Source organism: Corynebacterium tuberculostearicum, assembly GCF_032821615.1.
Classification (GTDB): Bacteria; Actinomycetota; Actinomycetes; order Mycobacteriales; family Mycobacteriaceae; genus Corynebacterium; species Corynebacterium tuberculostearicum_H.
In genome coordinates, this window is sequence record NZ_JAVBIF010000004.1 from 22,633 (window position 1) to 39,008 (window position 16,376).

The following is a 16,376-nucleotide window of genomic DNA, read 5'->3' on the forward strand; positions in this document are numbered from 1 at the left end:
ATCCACAGGAGGTGTTATGCCCGAAGGCGATTCCGTCCTGCAGCTATCCAACCGACTGCAGTTTATGGCCGGCCGCGAGGTCACCGGCTGCTCCGTGCGCGTGCCGCGCTACGCCACCGTTCACCTCGATGGCATGGTGTGTGAGCGCGTCTGGCCCTATGGCAAGCACCTGTTTATGCAATTCGACCAGACCATCGTGCACACCCACCTCAAGATGGAAGGAACCTGGGCTATTCACTACGCAGGCGATCGCTGGCGCAAGCCCGGACACACCGCCCGCATCGTACTGCAGCTGGCCAATTCCCCGCGCGATATCGAGGTCGTCGGCCACCAGTTGGGCTTCGTGGACATCTACCCCGCCGACCACTACCACCAGCGCATCGCCCATCTCGGTCCGGATATCCTCGACCCCCACTGGGACCGCGAGGAAGCCCTGCGCCGGCTCAACTCCCGGCCCGAGCGTGCCATTGGTGCGGCGCTGCTCGACCAGAAGGTCGTTGCGGGAATCGGTAATGAATACCGCGCCGAGGCGTGTTTCTTGGCCGGCGTGCACCCAGCCACGCCGGTAGCCGAGGTCGATACCGCCCGCATCCTCGATATTTCCCGGCGCATCATGTGGGCCAATCGCACCTCCCCGGTGCGCGTGACCACCGGCGTTCGCCGCGCCGGGGAGACCACCTATGTCTTCGGCCGCAATCGCAAGCGCTGTCGCCGCTGCGGTACGTTCATCACCAAGGGCGCGCTCGGCGGCGTGGACCAGGGCGGCGACGAAGGCGAACTCGAGCGCATCATCTGGTGGTGCCCGCACTGCCAGCCGCTTCACTCCTCGACGTAGCCCGCTAGGGTGGAGGCTATGCGTACCCTTCTCAATATCATTTGGTTCATCACCGGCGGGTTCTTCCTAGCCTTGGCCTACTTCATCTTTGGCATTATCGCCTGCATCTTTATTGTCACCATTCCAGCGGGCGTGGCGTCGTTCCGCATGGCTAATTTCGCCCTGTGGCCATTCGGCCGCTCGGTGGTGCAGCCGGTAAAGGGAAGTGGCTCCATGTCCACCTTCTCCAATATCGTCTGGTTCGTGGTCGCCGGCCTGTGGCTGGCCATTGGCCACGTCACCACCGCGGCGGCACAGGTGGTGACCATCGTGGGCATCCCGGCCGCGCTGGCCAACCTGAAGATGATCCCGGTGACCTGCTTCCCCTTCGGCCGCAAGATTGTGGACTCTGACCACATCCCATTCGGTTGGGAGCCGATGGTCAAGCTCTAAACCACATTCCGCTGACAAAACAAGCACGTTTCGCCCGATTTCGCGCTGATTTTGGGCGGAACGTGCTTGTTTTACATCGCGGTGGGTCGAAGAGGCCATAAAGCAGCCGCGTTATCCACCCCGCCGAGTGGGAGGGAGGGGATAACGCGGCTAAAAGTGGGCCTTTAACGGTTGGAGCGATACCAACCGATGAGCTCATCGGTGGACTGGTCACCGGAATCGGCGGCCTCAGCGCCGGAGACGGCCGGGGCCAAGTCATTAGCCTGCTGCTTGCCCAGCTCCACGCCCCATTGGTCAAAGGAGTTGATATCCCAGATAACGCCCTGGGTGAACACGATGTGCTCGTAGAGTGCGATGAGCACGCCGAGGGTCTGCGGGGTGAGCTCCTCGGCCAGGATGGTGGTGGTCGGGCGGTTGCCCGGCATGACCTTGTGCGGCACCACGGCCTCATCGACGCCCTCCGCCGCGATTTCTTCTGCGGTCTTGCCGAAGGCCAGCACCTTGGTCTGGGCAAAGAAGTTGCCCATGAGCAGGTCATGCATGGAGCCGGAGCCATCGGCGGTGGGGAAGTCCTGCTTCGGGCGAGCAAAGCCGATGAAGTCCGCCGGGATGAGGCGGGTGCCCTGGTGCATGAGCTGGAAGAAGGCGTGCTGGCCGTTGGTGCCCGGCTCGCCCCAGTAGATTTCCCCGGTGGACGGGGCGGTGACCGCGGTGCCATCGCGGCGCACGGACTTGCCATTGGATTCCATGGTCAGCTGCTGCAGGTAAGCTGGGAAGCGGCCGAGGTCCTGCGAATAGGGGAGCACGGCGTGAGTCTGGGCGCCAAAGAAATTGGTGTACCAAACACCAAGGAGGCCCATGAGCGCGGGGACGTTTTCTTCCAACGGGGTAGTGCGGAAGTGCTCGTCCATGGCATGGAAGCCCTCGAGGAAGCGCATGAAGTCCATCGGTCCGATGGTGCACATAAGGGACAGGCCAATGGCGCAATCCACGGAGTAGCGGCCGCCAACCCAATTCCAGAACGGGAACATATTCTCGGTATCGATGCCGAACTCGGCTACCTTCTCCGCATTGGTGGACACGGCGACGAAGTGCTTGGCCACGGCGGATTCATCGCCATCGAATTGCTCGATGAGCCAGCGGCGCGCGGCGTGTGCGTTGGTCAGCGTTTCCTGGGTGGTAAAGGTCTTGGAGGCGATGATAAATAGGGTGGATTCTGCATCCAGGCCATCGAGCGTGGCGGCCATATCGGCGGGGTCCACGTTGGAGACAAACTCGGCGGAGATGCCAGCGACCTCGTAGGAGCGCAATGCCTTGGCTGCCATGGCTGGGCCGAGGTCGGAGCCGCCGATGCCGATATTGACCACCTTTTTGATGGTGCGGCCGGTGTGCCCCAGCCAGGAGCCGGAGCGCAGCGCGGTGGCGAAGTCACGCATGCGGCCTAAGACCTCGTGGACATCGGCGGCGACGTCTTGGCCATCTACGCTTAAGTCATCTTCGACCGGGATGCGCAGCGCGGTATGCAACACGGCGCGATCCTCAGTGTTATTGATGTGCTCGCCGGCGAACATGGCTTCGCGGCGGGCCTCAAGGTCGGCGGCCTTGGCTACCTCAACCAGCTGCTTGACGATGTCCCCGTCGATCAGGTTCTTCGACAGATCCACGTGCAGCCCGGCGGCGTCGAAGGTGAAGTTGCGGGCGCGGTCTGCATCGGCGGCAAAAAGCTCGCGGAGGTTGAGGTCCTTCTTGTCCTCATATACCTTCGCGAGCTCGCTCCACTGGGCAGATGCGGTGATATCCATGGTGGTAGGCCTTTCTGGCAACTAGCGCATTGGCAACATGTACCTCTCCCACCGTAGTCCAGAAAGCGCCACCGCGTCGGGGCCTTTTAGAGGATCAGCGCGCCTGCCCAGCCGGCGATAAGCAGCGGAATATTGAAGTGGATGAAGGTCGGGATGACCGAGTCGCGGATGTGGTCGTGCTGTCCGTCCGCGCCGAGGCCCGCGGTGGGGCCGAGGGTGGAGTCGGAGGCGGGAGAGCCGGCGTCGCCAAGCGCGCCTGCGGTGCCAATAAGCGCCACGGTGGCCGCGGGGCTAAAGCCCAACGACATGCACAGCGGCACATAGATAACGGAAATGATGGGCAGGGTGGAAAAGGACGAGCCGATGCCCATGGTGACCACCAAGCCCACCACCAGCATGGCACCGGCGGAAAGGACCTTATTGGTGCCAAAGAGGTTGGCGGTGGCATCGACCAGTGGGCCGACTTCATTGGTGGCCGTCATGACCGAGGCAAAGCCCTGGGCGGTGATCATGATGAAGCCGATGAGCGCCATCATCTTCATGCCATTGGTAAAGACATCGTCCGCGTGCTTCCAATCCACCGCGCCGGTAAGCAGCAAAATTCCCAAGCCAGTCAGCGCGCCGACCATCAGGCCATCGGATTCGAAGTCGAGTGCCTGCATGACAATCTGCACCGCAAAGGTGGCAATGATGGCCACGACGGACACCCACACCTTATAGGCAGAGGGGGCCTCTTGGTGCTCCTCAGCCGTGATGGGCAGGTTTTCATAGTCGCGCGGTTTGCGGTAGCTAAAGAAGATAGCGATGAGTAGGCCGGCGAGCATGCCGAGCGCCGGCACGCCCATGACCTGCATGATATTGATATCGGAGGTATCAAGCCCCGCCTGCTGGATATTAAAGAGCAGGATGTCATTTAAGTAGATGGAGCCAAAACCCACCGGGATAAACATGTAGGTGGTGATAAGGCCGAAGGTCAGGCAGGTGGTAATTAGCCGGCGGTCCAGGCGCAGCTTATTCATCACCGTGAGTAGCGGCGGGATGATGAGCGGAATGAAGGCAATGTGGACCGGGATGAGGTTCTGGCTCATCACGGACATGGCGATGAGCCCGAGGATGAGCATCCACTTGGTGGCCAGGGCAGTCTTGGGGTCTGCTTCGCCGCTGCCGCCGAGCTTGCGGATGAGGAAATTAGCCAGGACTTGTGGCAGCCCGGCCGAAGCCACGCCCATGGCAAAAGCGCCCAAGAGGGCATAGCTGAGGGCAATCTTGGCGCCGCCGCCCAAGCCGTCTTGGAAGGCGACCATGGTGGCATCAAGCCCCATGCCTGAGAGGAGCCCGCCGACGATGGCGCCTAGGAAGAGCGCTACCACCACATGCACGCGCAGGAGGGCGAGCACGAGCATGACTATGACGGCGACGAGAACTGCATTCATGCTAATTCAGGGTACTGCATAGTATCGGCTGGCCAGTAATTATTCGGCTACCCCAGCCGGCCACGGCCCATCCGCAGCAGCGCCGAAGCGATGGTGGGGCCTTCTTCCCCAAGTTCATCGCGGAACTGATTCAAAATGGCGATCTCGCGGGTGTGGACCAGGCGGGTGCCGCCAGAGCTCATGCGGGTGCGGCCAATGGCTTGGGAGACTTCCGTGCGGCGCTTGGCGGCATCCAAGATGATGCGGTCCATGCGGTTGATTTCTTCGCGATACTGTTGGATCTCCGCATCAGAAAGGGGATCATCCGTTCCCGAAGGGGTGCGGATGTCCAAGCCGTTATCGACGATGTCATTGTTTTCTTCTGCGGTCATAAGACCATATTGTGCCACCCGCCCGCGCAAAAGGAAATAGCAGCTCGCACGGCGGAAACGGGTCGTGTCCGGTGGGGCTAGTAGGTTGGAAGGCACTATGAACGAAAACTCTCCTTTTAGCCCTTCCCCGTCCACCGGTGGTGCCTCGAACCCTAGCCCCTTTGGCGGCTTCGGTGCACCGCGCGCAGCGAGCCCGCAATCCGAATCCCCCGATGCCTTGACCGAGGGCCTCAACCCGCAGCAGCTTGAGGCCGTTACCCATTCAGGTAGCCCGCTGCTCATCGTGGCGGGCGCCGGTTCCGGCAAGACCGCCGTGCTTACCCGCCGCATTGCCTATCTCATGCGCCATCGCGGGGTAAATCCGTGGGAGATCCTCGCCATTACCTTTACTAATAAGGCCGCCGCGGAAATGAAGGAGCGCGTGGGCGGGCTGGTAGGCCCCGTGGCCGAGCGCATGTGGGTATCTACCTTCCACTCCATCTGCGTGCGCATCCTGCGCCAAAATGCCCAGCTGGTGCCGGGGCTTAATACCAACTTCACCATTTATGATGGCGATGATGCCCGCCGGCTGTTGTCCATGATTGCCAAGGACATGCAGCTGGATCTGAAGAAGTACACCCCGCGTGTGCTGGCTAATCAGATTTCTAACCACAAAAACGAGCTCATCGGCCCCGAATCCGCGCTGGAGAAGGCGCAGCAGACCAAGAACCCGTTTGAGACCACCGTGGCCCAGGTCTATGCCGAATACCAGCGCCGCCTGCGCGCGGCCAATGCCGTGGACTTTGATGATCTCATCGGTGAGGTGGTGCGGATCTTCACCCAGCACCAGCAGGTGGTGGATTTCTATCGCCGGCGCTTTAAGCACGTGCTTATCGACGAGTACCAGGACACCAACCACGCCCAATACGCCCTAGTTGCCGCGCTCGTGGGCAGGGGAGAGCTCGGCCCCGATGCCCCCGAGCTGTGCGTAGTGGGCGATTCCGATCAGTCCATTTATGCCTTCCGCGGGGCCACCATCCGCAATATTCAGGAATTTGAGCGCGACTACCCGCAGGCACACACCATCTTGCTGGAGCAGAACTATCGATCCACGCAGACCATTCTCAACGCGGCCAATGCCGTGATCGCCAAGAACGAGAATCGTCGCGAGAAGAACCTGTGGACCGCCCACGGTGAGGGCGAGCAGATCGTAGGCTACGTTGCCGATAATGAGCACGATGAGGCGCGGTTCATCGCCTCTGAAATCGACTCCTTGGCGGATAAGGGCCGCAGCTATTCCGATATCGCGGTCATGTACCGCACCAATAACGCCTCCCGTGCGCTGGAAGATATTTTTATCCGCTCCGGAATTCCATACAAGGTGGTCGGCGGCACGCGCTTTTATGAGCGGCGCGAAATCCGCGATATGGTGGCCTACCTGCGCATCTTGGATAACCCGGACGATACGGTGAGCCTGCGCCGCATTATCAACGTGCCCAAGCGTGCCATTGGTGACAAGGCGCAGGGGCATATTGCCCTCCATGCGGAAAACCACGGCATTAGCTTTGGCAAGGCGCTTGCCGATGTCCCCCGAGGCGACGTTCCAGGCCTTGGCACTCGGGCTATTAACGCAGTCACCAAATTCAACGACATGATGGAGGGCATCCGCAATCAGATCCCGTCCATGCGCGATGAGGTTACCGGCCAACCGGATTTGGGTGAGCTGCTTTCCGCCATTTTGGATGCCACGGGATACAAGGCGGAATTGGAAAATTCGAATGACCCGCAGGACGGTGCCCGCCTAGATAACTTGAACGAGTTGGTATCGGTGGCCCGCGAATTCACCTCAGAGGCGGCTAACCAGCTTGCCGCATCCGGTGCGGATACAGTGGACCCCTCTGAGCTAGTAGAGGAGGGCGAAGCTGCGCCCGGTTCGCTGCAGGCATTCTTGGAAAAGGTGTCGCTGGTGGCCGATGCCGACCAGATCCCAGATTCTGAGACTGGTGTGGTCACCATGATGACTTTGCACACCGCAAAGGGCCTCGAGTTCCCCGTGGTCTTTTTGACCGGCTGGGAGGATGGCCAATTCCCGCATATGCGCTCACTGGGTGACCCGAAGGAATTAAGCGAGGAGCGCCGCCTCGCCTATGTGGGCATTACCCGCGCTCGCGAACAGCTGTATCTTACCCGCGCCATTTTGCGCTCGGCGTGGGGTAATCCGGTGACTAATCCCGCCAGCCGCTTCCTCGGCGAGGTCCCAGAAGACCTCATCAACTGGCGGCGAGAAGACTCCGATAGCTCCCTGACCGGAGCGTGGGGCGAGGACGACTACCAATATGGTCGCTCCTACGGCCGTGATTGGTCCGGGTGGGGCAGTGGTGGTTCCCGGTCCGGGTCGCGCGGTGCAGGGCGCGCTGCGTCTTCCCCATCGCAGCGCACCAGCAAGCCGGCGGCGACCTCGATGCCTAAGAACAATAACCTCAACCTAGCCGTGGGTGACCGCGTCAATCACGCTAAGTACGGGCTCGGAACTGTCATTGAGACGTCCGGCTCCGGCAAGCGCGCCACGGTCACCGTGGACTTTGGTTCTTCCGGTAAGGTCCGGCTGATGCTCATCGGCGGAGTGCCGATGGAAAAGCTTTAGACCGAAATGCCGCGCTCGTTGAACCAGGAAACGGGGTCAACGGCGGCGCCTCCGCCTGGGTGAATCTCAAAGTGGAGGTGCGGGCCAGTGGAGTGGCCCTCGCTGCCAATGCCGGCGATTTCCTGACCCGCGGTCACGCGCTCGCCCACATTTACCTTGAGCAGGTCTGCCGGCATGTGACCGTAGACGGAGATGGTGCCGTCATCGTGCTGGATGCGGATCCAGTTGCCAAAGCCCTGCGCTGGACCGGAGTTGATGACGGTGCCGTCCATGACCGCGTGAATCGGGGTGCCCACCGGGTTAGCTACGTCGATGCCGTTGTGCATCGTGCCCCAGCGCGGGCCGAAGCCAGAAGTAAGCGTGCCGGAGGTAGGAAAGACCACGGTATTGCCCGCGGAGTCCGTGCCGCGCTTCGTGGTGAGTCCCGAGTGATTCCCCTGCGGTGCGAAAGCTTCCTTCAGGCCCGGTACAGTGCCCGGGTCTAGGACGATATTGACGCCGCCGGATTCGTTTCCATCTACCTGCGGGGTAGCCTCGCCGTTCAATACGCCAACGGTGGTGGTGGCCAGGCCAACAAGGGCGTCGACCACGCCGGCGTTATCTACATTGGTAGCGGTGGGCTCGGAGGAGCCGTCCGATACGTCCACGCTAGCCACTGGCTCTGCAGCAAAAGCGGTGGTGCCGGTAGCAAGTACGGTGCCAAGCGTAACGATGCTCAGCGCCACGTTCTTGCGTGCGCGGTTCATGCGCTTCATAGTTAAAGTCCTTTTCATGGCTGTGCATGGTCTCGGGACGCCCGCACCCTGGAGGGGGCGGCGTCTTTCAACTGCCAACCGCGACACGCCGAAAGCCGAAATGCTTGCGCTCGTAATCGCTCGTGGCAACGAGTTAAAAGTTAGCCCGCTCCAACGGCCCGCGCAATCTTAGAAAACGCTGGTAGCGGCGGAAATATTTCGAAATCATTCGAACATGCCAGCTTGTTGCGCGTGTTACGAATGTGATTGGAGTGGCGTCTGTAAAGTACTGGTTTAGGATCTGGGGGTGGACCTTGGGGGTGGCGCCCATGGCTTGGGGCTGCAGTCTCGCGCGGTGTCGGCGGCTAAAAGTTAAAAATATCCACTCACCTGCGACAAGTCTGCGTACTGGACTTGCCTGAATGTGCTTCTGACCCCTTGTGGGACCGTGGCGAGGGTCCAACTGGTGCTGTGTTCGCTAGTGGCAGCGGAGTCCTCAGACGGCGCCAAGCGTCGTGTAGAGCGCCCTAGGGGCGGTCTGGAGCGCACTTGATGCAATCCGGCCTTCTGGGCGGGTGCACTAGGTGAGGGGAGGGTGTCTGTGGGCATGACAAAGCGCCGCAGAGAAATACATCTCTGCGGCGCTTAACAAGAAGGTATTGGGGGTGAGCCTTAGAGGTCGATGCCTCGCTCAGCCAGCCAAGGCTGCGGATCGATTGCCTCGCCACCGTTCGGGTGAACTTCGAAGTGGAGGTGGGATCCGGTGGAAAAGCCCATCGAGCCCATGCCAGCAATCTTCTGGCCGGCGTGCACATGCTCGCCAACGGCAACGTCAAGAGTTTGCATGTGACCATAAACGGTCATGGTGCCGTCGTCGTGCATGATGCGGATCCACTGGCCAAAGCCGGAGGCTGGACCGGAGTCGATGACCGTACCATCCATGACGGCAAGGATTGGGGTGCCGGGAGAGTTAGCGATGTCGACTCCCTTGTGGAAGGTGCCCCAGCGCATGGCGAATGGGGAGGTGAATGCGCCTTCTGCAGGGCGGGCTACGGACGGTGCGCGAGCGGCCTCGTCGGCAGCGGCGCGCTCTTCAGAAGCCTGGATGGCCTTGTTGAGCTGATCAGTCAGATCGGCAACTGGCTTAGCCTCGGCAACGTTGAGGATCTGCGGGGTGGTATCAACCGGAGTCGCAGCGGCATCCTCAACCTGGGTGGAGTCAGAGGCGAGCTCGAAGTCAACGGACTGCGTCTTGGTGGTGGCCGCGTCATCGGACTGGATGTTTGCGGCGGCTGCGCCACCCACGCCGGCGGTGGAAACTGCACCTGCCGCAACCGTCATTACGGCAATGCGGCCCTTCGCAGTCTGCGAGGTGACAATCTTGCGATGGCGGCCGGCGCCACGCTGAACTTTGCTTCGCATTAGGTCTTCTTTCGTCATTTTCACAATCTGCGCAGAACGAGTGTTACGTCCCCACCGAGTTAGTTACGAGATTGTGACCTTCTTGTTACCAACGAGATGTAACAGTAGCGTCTCGAAAAGATAACAGCAACCCAAATTAAGAAATTTTCTGGCTCGCCTCGGGGAAATTGTCCACGAGCAGGCAACATGTGGGACGCGGAATATTATTAGTGCGATAAAGATCCCACGCGATCTCCGCGTACGTCACGCAAAACTAGCCGCCTTTTCCTTCATAGTATTACAGCCAGAGTTAAGGGTGTGAAACCAGGGTAGATTTTATACTCCTTATATATTTGTATAGCCCAGGTGCAGGGGTTGCCGCCGGTGATTTTGCGAGCGCCTCGTCGCGCCACCCCGATTTCACTTCCGGAAGGTGGCAAAGTGGACGCCGATGAACAAAAACACCAGCCCCCAATCTCGGTCAACGCCCCGCCCGCGTAGCCAGGCGCGGGGCCGTACGGTGCGCGCGGAGCGCACCCCACGCGCGCCTCATCCCAGTGGGTCACGCCAGTCCTCTGGATCGGCGCAGCGCGTCGCCCGCAAGGCCGGCTCCAAGGCCAAGGCGCGCCGTACCCCCGCGCCGTTGACCAAAGCCGGGCGCATTCGCCGCATGCTTATCACTGCGGCAGTGCCCAACGTGGTTATTGTCCTTATCATTATGGCCATCGCGCTGGGCAGTCTCATGCTCGCCGGCTCTCCCATGGCGTGGTGGTACACCATCGTGGCGGAGGCCTGGATGGTCTTTAACCTCGCTCCGGTCTCTGCGGCCGATGTGCATATTTCCTTCCTGCCGGCCTTGCCAGCGCTCATCCTCGCCGTGGTGGTAGCGGTTCGTGTGCGCAGCGCGGTAAAACACAAGGTCAGCGTCAAGGACCTGCTGACTCTTCTGGCCTGCGTGCTTGGCGTGCCGGTGGTATTTACCATCATCGCCTGGCTGATGCTGTGGGATGCGGGCAAGGTCTATGACGTCTCCCCGCCAAACCTGGCGCAGGCGTTGTTGCGCGTTATTGTTCTGCATCTGGCCGCCATGGCTGCCGGTATGGGTTGGCGCTTGTGGCGGGCGTTGGCCAAGCGTTATGGAGTGCCGCGCCCGCTTGTCGACGCCACCCAGATCGCCCTTCGCTACCTCGCCTACCTGGCCATTAGTGCATCCGCAGTCTTTGCGGTGGTCTTCCTTGTCAATGTCTCCCGCCAGGGCGAGATGATGAATGACTATCCCACGATCTCCGGTTTAGGCATTGCCGGACTCGTGCTGCTGAGCGTGCTTTATATTCCCAATGCCATCGTGAGCACCGCGGCGGTATTGGTGGGTTCGGAGTTTTCCGTCGGCGAAGGCTCGGTAAGCCTCTTTAGCGCCCACCTCGTGCCGCTGCCACCGCTCCCCATTACCGGCGGCATTCCTGCATCCGCGCCCAGCTGGGCGGTGGCGCTATTGATCGTCCCCCTCGGCGCTGCAATCTATTCGTTGTATAAGAAGCGTCCGAACTATCAGGACGTACTAGTAGCTACGGTGGCCGCCGCAGTAATCATGCTGGTTGCCTGCTTCCTTGTTAGCGGTGACCTTGGCTACTACGGCGCGACCGGCCCGCAGCTGTGGACTGCCGCAGGCCTTACCGCCCTGTGGATGGCCGTCGTTGGTTGCGCCGTTGCCGCAGGCTTCGCCTTCGTGGCGTGGCGCGCGGCCCGCACGGCACCTAGTGCGGACCCTGCCGACGCTGCCACCACTACCGAGGTAACCGATGCAGCCGCCGCCGAAACTGACGACACCCCCGTCGAGCCGGAGCGCGAGCCCATCACCGATCCGGAAATCGTTGATGCCGAGGTAGTCGAGGACGAGCCCCAGGATTCCGCACCTGGCGAGGCCGCAGAGGAACCGGAAGAAGAGCAGAAAGAAGAGGACACTCCAGCCGAAGAAACAGCAGAGCAGCAGGATGAGGCTGAGGAGGGCGATGAAAGGGGCGTCGCCAAGCCGCTGAGCCAACAGCTCAAGGACCAAATGGGGGAGAGCGAGCAGGACTCCTCGAGCACAGATTCCCCCGAGGAGGGGGAGAGGGGCTAGGCTATAGCGCGTGACTTCACCGATGCCTCCGCGCTATACCGCTGACCCTGAACGCCTCCGAGTGGTGGTGCTCGTTTCTGGAACGGGTTCCCTGCTACAAGCCATTGTGGATGCCCAGGCCGGGCATTACCAGGTAGTCAAGGTGGTGGCGGATAAGGAATGCCACGGTATTGCGCGCGCACAGGGCCACGGGATTGAAACCGAGGTCGTGGCGCTGGGTGCGGATCGCGCCGAATGGAATCAACGTCTGGTTGACGCAGTAGATGCTGCGCAGCCAGACGTTGTTGTTTCTGCGGGCTTTATGAAGATCCTGGGCCAGGAATTCCTGGACCGCTTCGAAGGCCGCACCATCAATACCCACCCGGCGCTGCTGCCTGCCTTCAAGGGAGCGCACGCGGTGCGCGACGCCCTGGATTATGGCGTGAAGATCACTGGCTCTACCGTCCACTTTGTGGACGCGGGCGTGGATACCGGCTCCATCATCGCGCAGCGCCCCGTTGCCATTAACGCCGACGATGACGAGTCCACCCTCCACGAGCGCATTAAACAAGTAGAGCGCGATCTCATCGTGGAGGTGCTGCGTGCAGCTAACGTCCACGACGAGAAACTAACTATTCAACTCGCAGACTAAGACTTTTCGAAAGGCTTAATCCTCCTCATGAGCGAAGACCGCAAGCAGGTAAAGCGCGCCCTTATCAGCGTGTACGACAAGACCGGGCTGGAGGATCTAGCCCGCGCCCTCGATAAGGCAGGCGTGGAAATCGTCTCCACCGGCTCCACCGCGAAGAAGATCGCGGACCTAGGCATCGAGGTCACTCCGGTAGAAAAGCTCACCGGCTTCCCGGAGTGTTTGGAAGGCCGCGTCAAGACGCTGCACCCGCGCGTGCACGCCGGCATCCTGGCCGATACCCGCAAGGACGACCACCTCAACCAGCTCTCCGAGCTCGAGGTAGAGCCTTTCCAGCTCGTTGTGGTCAACCTGTACCCCTTCCGCGAGACTGTAGCTTCTGGTGCGGACTTTGATGGCTGCGTGGAACAGATTGATATCGGCGGCCCATCCATGGTGCGTGCGGCCGCCAAGAACCACCCGTCTGTTGCCGTCGTCGTGGATCCTTCCCGCTACGACGAGGCCGTGGAGGCCGTGAACAACGGTGGCTTCACCCTGGAGCAGCGCCGCGGCCTGGCGCGCGACGCCTTCCTGCACACCGCGGATTATGATGCTGCCGTCTCCGCGTGGTTCGTGGACCAGCTCAGCGAGGAGGGCCAAACCACCCCGCTGCGCTACGGCGAGAACTCTCACCAAGCGGCGACCGTCACCCGCATCGGTTCCAAGGGCCTTGCCAATGCCACCCAGTTCAATGGCAAGGAGATGAGCTACAACAACTACCAGGATGCGGATGCCGCGTGGCGCGCCGCATGGGATCACGAGCGCCCCTGCGTTGCGATTATCAAGCACACCAACCCCTGCGGCATTGCCGTGTCCGAGGAGTCCATCGCCGCCGCCCACCGCGCGGCGCACGCGTGCGACCCAATGTCCGCCTTCGGCGGCGTGATTGCCGTCAACCGCGAGGTCACCGTGGAAATAGCCGAGCAGGTCAAGGAGATCTTCACCGAGGTCATCGTCGCTCCTTCCTATGAGGACGGCGCCATCGAGGTGCTCAAGGCCAAGAAGAACCTGCGCGTGCTGCAGGCAGAGCACGAAGACCAGCACGAGGAGCGCAAGTACATCTCCGGCGGCGTGCTCACCCAAGAGCCAGACACCTACCAGGCCGAGGGTGATAACCCGGCCAACTGGACCCTGGCTGCGGGCGAGGCCCTCAACGAGTCCGACTTGGCTGAGCTCGAGTTCGCCTGGCGCGCCGTGCGCGCGGTGAAGTCCAACGCCATCTTGCTGGCCAAGGACAATGCCACCGTGGGCGTGGGCATGGGCCAGGTCAACCGCGTTGACTCCGCCAAGCTGGCCGTCGAGCGCGCCAACACCTTGGCCGATGGTGCCAACCGCACCGAGGGCTCCTTCGCCGCTTCTGACGCCTTCTTCCCGTTCGCCGATGGTTTGCAGGTGCTTCTCGACGCCGGCGTTAAGGCCGTTGTCCAGCCCGGCGGCTCCATCCGCGACGAAGAAGTCATCGCGGCAGCGAAGGAAGCCGGCGTTACTTTGTACCTGACCGGTACCCGCCACTTCGCGCACTAGCCTAAGCTAGACGCCATGACATTCCCTATCCGCCGGGCCTGGGGCCCGGCAGCCACCCTTATCGCCTGCGCGCTCACCCTGAGCGCCTGCGGCGACGAGGACGCGGCGAATAATTCCCCTACCTTTGTCAACACCGAGGCCCGCGGCACGGCAGATCCCCTCTACGGAAAAGAGACCACGTCCGCAGCGCCCGCGGCCTCATCCGCAGCAACGGCCGCCTCGTCTGCGCCGGCCGTTTCTACGGAGCCATCGGCCGCTTCCGGTGACGTCCAAGCCGTGCTTGACCGCATCGTGGCCGAACACGGCGATGTGGGCATCGCCGTATCCGATGGCACCACCACCATTGAAGCGGGGCGCACCGCTCCCGAAGCCGCGTGGTCAACCTCCAAGGTGCCGGTGCTCATCGCGGCGAATCGCACGGGTGTGGCCGATAGCCAGCTAGTGTCCTCTGCAATCACCTACTCCGATAACGAGGCCGCCAAGGCCGCGTGGGCGGGGCTAGGGGAGGGCACCGCCGCCGCGCAGGCCGCACAAAGCGTCATTGCGGAGGCGGGCGATACCGCCACCCAAGTCCAATCCCAGGTCACCCGCCCGGAATTCACGGCCTTTGGCCAAACCATGTGGAGCGTGGGCAACCAAGCAAAGTTCATGGCCGGGCTGCGCTGCGTTGAAGGTGCCCAGCCGATTATCGACGTCATGGGTGTTACCGATCCCGCCCAAGGCTACGGCCTGCGCACCCTGCCGGGCACCTTTATGAAGGGCGGCTGGGGCCCGAGCCCCGCCGGTTCCTACGATGTGCGGCAAATGGGCATCGTGCAGCTGGGCGGTCACGACGTCGCCGTGGCACTAATCGCCTCGTCCCCTGATGGCCAGTACGCCTCCACCCAAACCGTGCTTACCTCTATGGCCGAAGCCCTAGCGCAGGCCGAAACCCAGTGGCCCAGCCCCGCCTGCTAAGCCAGTCAGTAGAAAGGAAAACTCATGACTTCTCGCTTAAGCCTCCGCTCGCTTTTCGCCGCAGGCTTCGTCCCGCTCGTGGCCGCCAGCCTCGCGCTGAGCGGTTGCAGTGACTCCACGGACGACGCTGCCCCGAGCTTCAAAGGGAAGGGCAGCGGAATGACCACGGTCAATAACTCCGACAAAGAAGAAGAAAACGCCGAGGAGACCACGGCCGCCCAAAAGACCGTAACCAAGGAAGAGGAAGCCCCGGAGGAACCGCCGGTAGTCACGGTCACGCAGACGGAAAAGCAGGAGGCCCCGTCTTCCACCGGTGGTGGTCAGAAGACTGGTGTGGGAAACTACATTTCTGATTTCAACGAGTACGGATGGCTCGATGGCGGCTACGCCAACTGTCAGCGCTTTGAGCGTGCTTTGTTCGCTGGGTCTGGTCCTGACGGCAGGGTTATCATTTGCGAGACCGGAGGTGGCTACAAGTTCTATCGCTCGTCGATGTTTGATGGCCAGTTTGAATCGGGTGACGTTACCCAAGACGGCAACAACTACTACGTCAATGCGGATCCGTCGATCATTGTGGTGACGCCGAGTGGCGTAAGCGTGCGCGAGGGTGGCGGATTGGCCGCCACGGGCGAGTTCACGGAGTCGTGGCAGCGCTAACGCGGAAAGCGAGGGGCTAGCGCGACTTCTTCTTGCGGTCGGCCGCCGCTGCGGCGGCCGCAGAGATGGAGTCGTTGCGATTCTTCAGCAGCTCCAAGGTGGTTTCCTCGGCGTTTTCGGGGACGGAGGCGCCGAGGACGGCCAAGGCGGCGTCGGCAAGCATGGCGGCAGTCTCCGGAACCGACTGGGAAGCGTCGAACGGAGGGGTGCCGTTATTGGGGCGCATTTCAATAACGGACAGCGCGATGTGGAAGGGCAGCTCCACGCGGGGGTCATCCTCGCCCACGATGGCGGCGGCGGTGGAGCGGAAATGGTTCTGCAGGCGGTCGCGTGACTCGTGATACTCGGAGAACTCCGGGGAATTGGCCACCGGCAACTGATACAGGCGGCCCACGTTCCAGCCGCTGGTGAGCAGTAGGCGCGATTCCGCGGCGACCAAAGACCACAGGCGCTGTGCCGGGTCCGCGTCGGTGCCCGCCAACTCATCGGCCAACTCCAAGGAAGGCTCGATGGTGGAATTGAGCAGCGTCAGGAAAATCTCCGTCTTGGACGGAAAGTGATAGTACAGCGACGCCTGACGGATGCCTACCGCGTCTGCGATCTGGTGCGTGGACGTGGTAGCAAAACCCTGAGTAGTGAAAAGCTCGGAGGAGGCGTCCAAAATCTCCTCACGGGCGCTATTGCCCCTGCGCCGCGGGCTGTGTTTACGCGGCCTACCGACATTGCCTGCCATGCGGTGGGACGCCTCCTTTCACAAAAGAGAAATCGCTTTTAATAATCAACTGTACAATCTTATGCCCGACTAGGTACTGCTTCCGAAT

General features: G+C 61.6%; 14 protein-coding genes. 8 read left to right on the plus strand and 6 right to left on the minus strand.

The genetic code is table 11. The features are described from left to right. Positions 1 to 16: 16 nt before the first annotated feature. Positions 17 to 835 (plus strand): DNA-formamidopyrimidine glycosylase family protein, encoded by an 819-nt coding sequence (locus tag RAE09_RS04695; RefSeq protein ID WP_316981100.1) that lies wholly within the window; start codon positions 17 to 19, stop codon positions 833 to 835. An 18-nt stretch (positions 836 to 853) separates the two neighbouring features. Beyond that, positions 854 to 1,267, plus strand: a complete 414-nt coding sequence (locus RAE09_RS04700) for a YccF domain-containing protein (RefSeq protein ID WP_301714875.1) — start codon at positions 854 to 856, stop codon at positions 1,265 to 1,267. Between the two features lie 164 nt (positions 1,268 to 1,431). Here the strand turns inward: RAE09_RS04700 and pgi are convergent, their stop codons facing one another. The 3 genes from pgi to RAE09_RS04715 all read right to left on the minus strand — a co-directional run bounded on the left by pgi (position 1,432) and on the right by RAE09_RS04715 (position 4,873). Continuing rightward, positions 1,432 to 3,069 carry a glucose-6-phosphate isomerase gene (gene pgi / locus RAE09_RS04705; RefSeq protein ID WP_316981101.1) on the minus strand — a complete coding sequence of 546 codons (1,638 nt, stop codon included), beginning with the start codon at positions 3,067 to 3,069 and terminating at the stop codon, positions 1,432 to 1,434. Positions 3,070 to 3,155: 86 nt separating this feature from the next. Next, entirely contained in the window at positions 3,156 to 4,502 is a 1,347-nt protein-coding gene (locus RAE09_RS04710) for a Na+/H+ antiporter family protein (RefSeq protein WP_316981102.1), read from the minus strand. Between the two features lie 47 nt (positions 4,503 to 4,549). Then, a complete protein-coding gene (locus RAE09_RS04715; protein WP_150850872.1) occupies positions 4,550 to 4,873 on the minus strand; it encodes a chorismate mutase in 324 nt (107 codons plus the stop codon). Between the two features lie 97 nt (positions 4,874 to 4,970). Between RAE09_RS04715 and pcrA the strand changes: the two genes are divergently transcribed. Beyond that, positions 4,971 to 7,496, plus strand: coding sequence for a DNA helicase PcrA (gene pcrA, locus RAE09_RS04720; RefSeq protein WP_316981103.1), 2,526 nt, complete (start codon positions 4,971 to 4,973; stop codon positions 7,494 to 7,496). On the opposite strand, the gene RAE09_RS04725 is transcribed toward pcrA, so the two are convergent. Beyond that, complete coding sequence (locus RAE09_RS04725; RefSeq protein ID WP_083798075.1) at positions 7,493 to 8,251, minus strand: M23 family metallopeptidase; 759 nt, start codon at positions 8,249 to 8,251, stop codon at positions 7,493 to 7,495. The two genes, pcrA and RAE09_RS04725, sit on opposite strands and share 4 nt — an antisense overlap. Positions 8,252 to 8,902: 651 nt before the next feature. Beyond that, on the minus strand, positions 8,903 to 9,652 hold the full coding sequence (locus RAE09_RS04730) for a M23 family metallopeptidase (RefSeq protein ID WP_179386223.1): 750 nt from the start codon (positions 9,650 to 9,652) through the stop codon (positions 8,903 to 8,905). Positions 9,653 to 10,082: 430 nt separating this feature from the next. Between RAE09_RS04730 and RAE09_RS04735 the strand changes: the two genes are divergently transcribed. From RAE09_RS04735 to RAE09_RS04755, 5 genes are read left to right on the plus strand one after another with little or no spacing between them, the layout of a single operon-like run. Next, a complete protein-coding gene (locus RAE09_RS04735; RefSeq protein ID WP_316981104.1) occupies positions 10,083 to 11,750 on the plus strand; it encodes a cell division protein PerM in 1,668 nt (555 codons plus the stop codon). A gap of 22 nt (positions 11,751 to 11,772) precedes the next feature. Further along, positions 11,773 to 12,381: a phosphoribosylglycinamide formyltransferase gene (gene purN / locus RAE09_RS04740; RefSeq protein ID WP_250413464.1), complete on the plus strand. Its 609-nt coding sequence runs from the start codon at positions 11,773 to 11,775 to the stop codon at positions 12,379 to 12,381. 27 nt (positions 12,382 to 12,408) lie between these two features. Next, positions 12,409 to 13,941, plus strand: a complete 1,533-nt coding sequence (gene purH, locus RAE09_RS04745) for a bifunctional phosphoribosylaminoimidazolecarboxamide formyltransferase/IMP cyclohydrolase (protein WP_316981105.1) — start codon at positions 12,409 to 12,411, stop codon at positions 13,939 to 13,941. A gap of 15 nt (positions 13,942 to 13,956) precedes the next feature. Next, a complete protein-coding gene (locus RAE09_RS04750; protein ID WP_316981106.1) occupies positions 13,957 to 14,898 on the plus strand; it encodes a serine hydrolase in 942 nt (313 codons plus the stop codon). 24 nt (positions 14,899 to 14,922) lie between these two features. After that, positions 14,923 to 15,555 carry a hypothetical protein gene (locus tag RAE09_RS04755; protein ID WP_316981107.1) on the plus strand — a complete coding sequence of 211 codons (633 nt, stop codon included), beginning with the start codon at positions 14,923 to 14,925 and terminating at the stop codon, positions 15,553 to 15,555. A 16-nt stretch (positions 15,556 to 15,571) separates the two neighbouring features. Here the strand turns inward: RAE09_RS04755 and RAE09_RS04760 are convergent, their stop codons facing one another. Continuing rightward, complete coding sequence (locus RAE09_RS04760) at positions 15,572 to 16,288, minus strand: TetR/AcrR family transcriptional regulator (protein ID WP_005323796.1); 717 nt, start codon at positions 16,286 to 16,288, stop codon at positions 15,572 to 15,574. Positions 16,289 to 16,376: the final 88 nt, after the last annotated feature.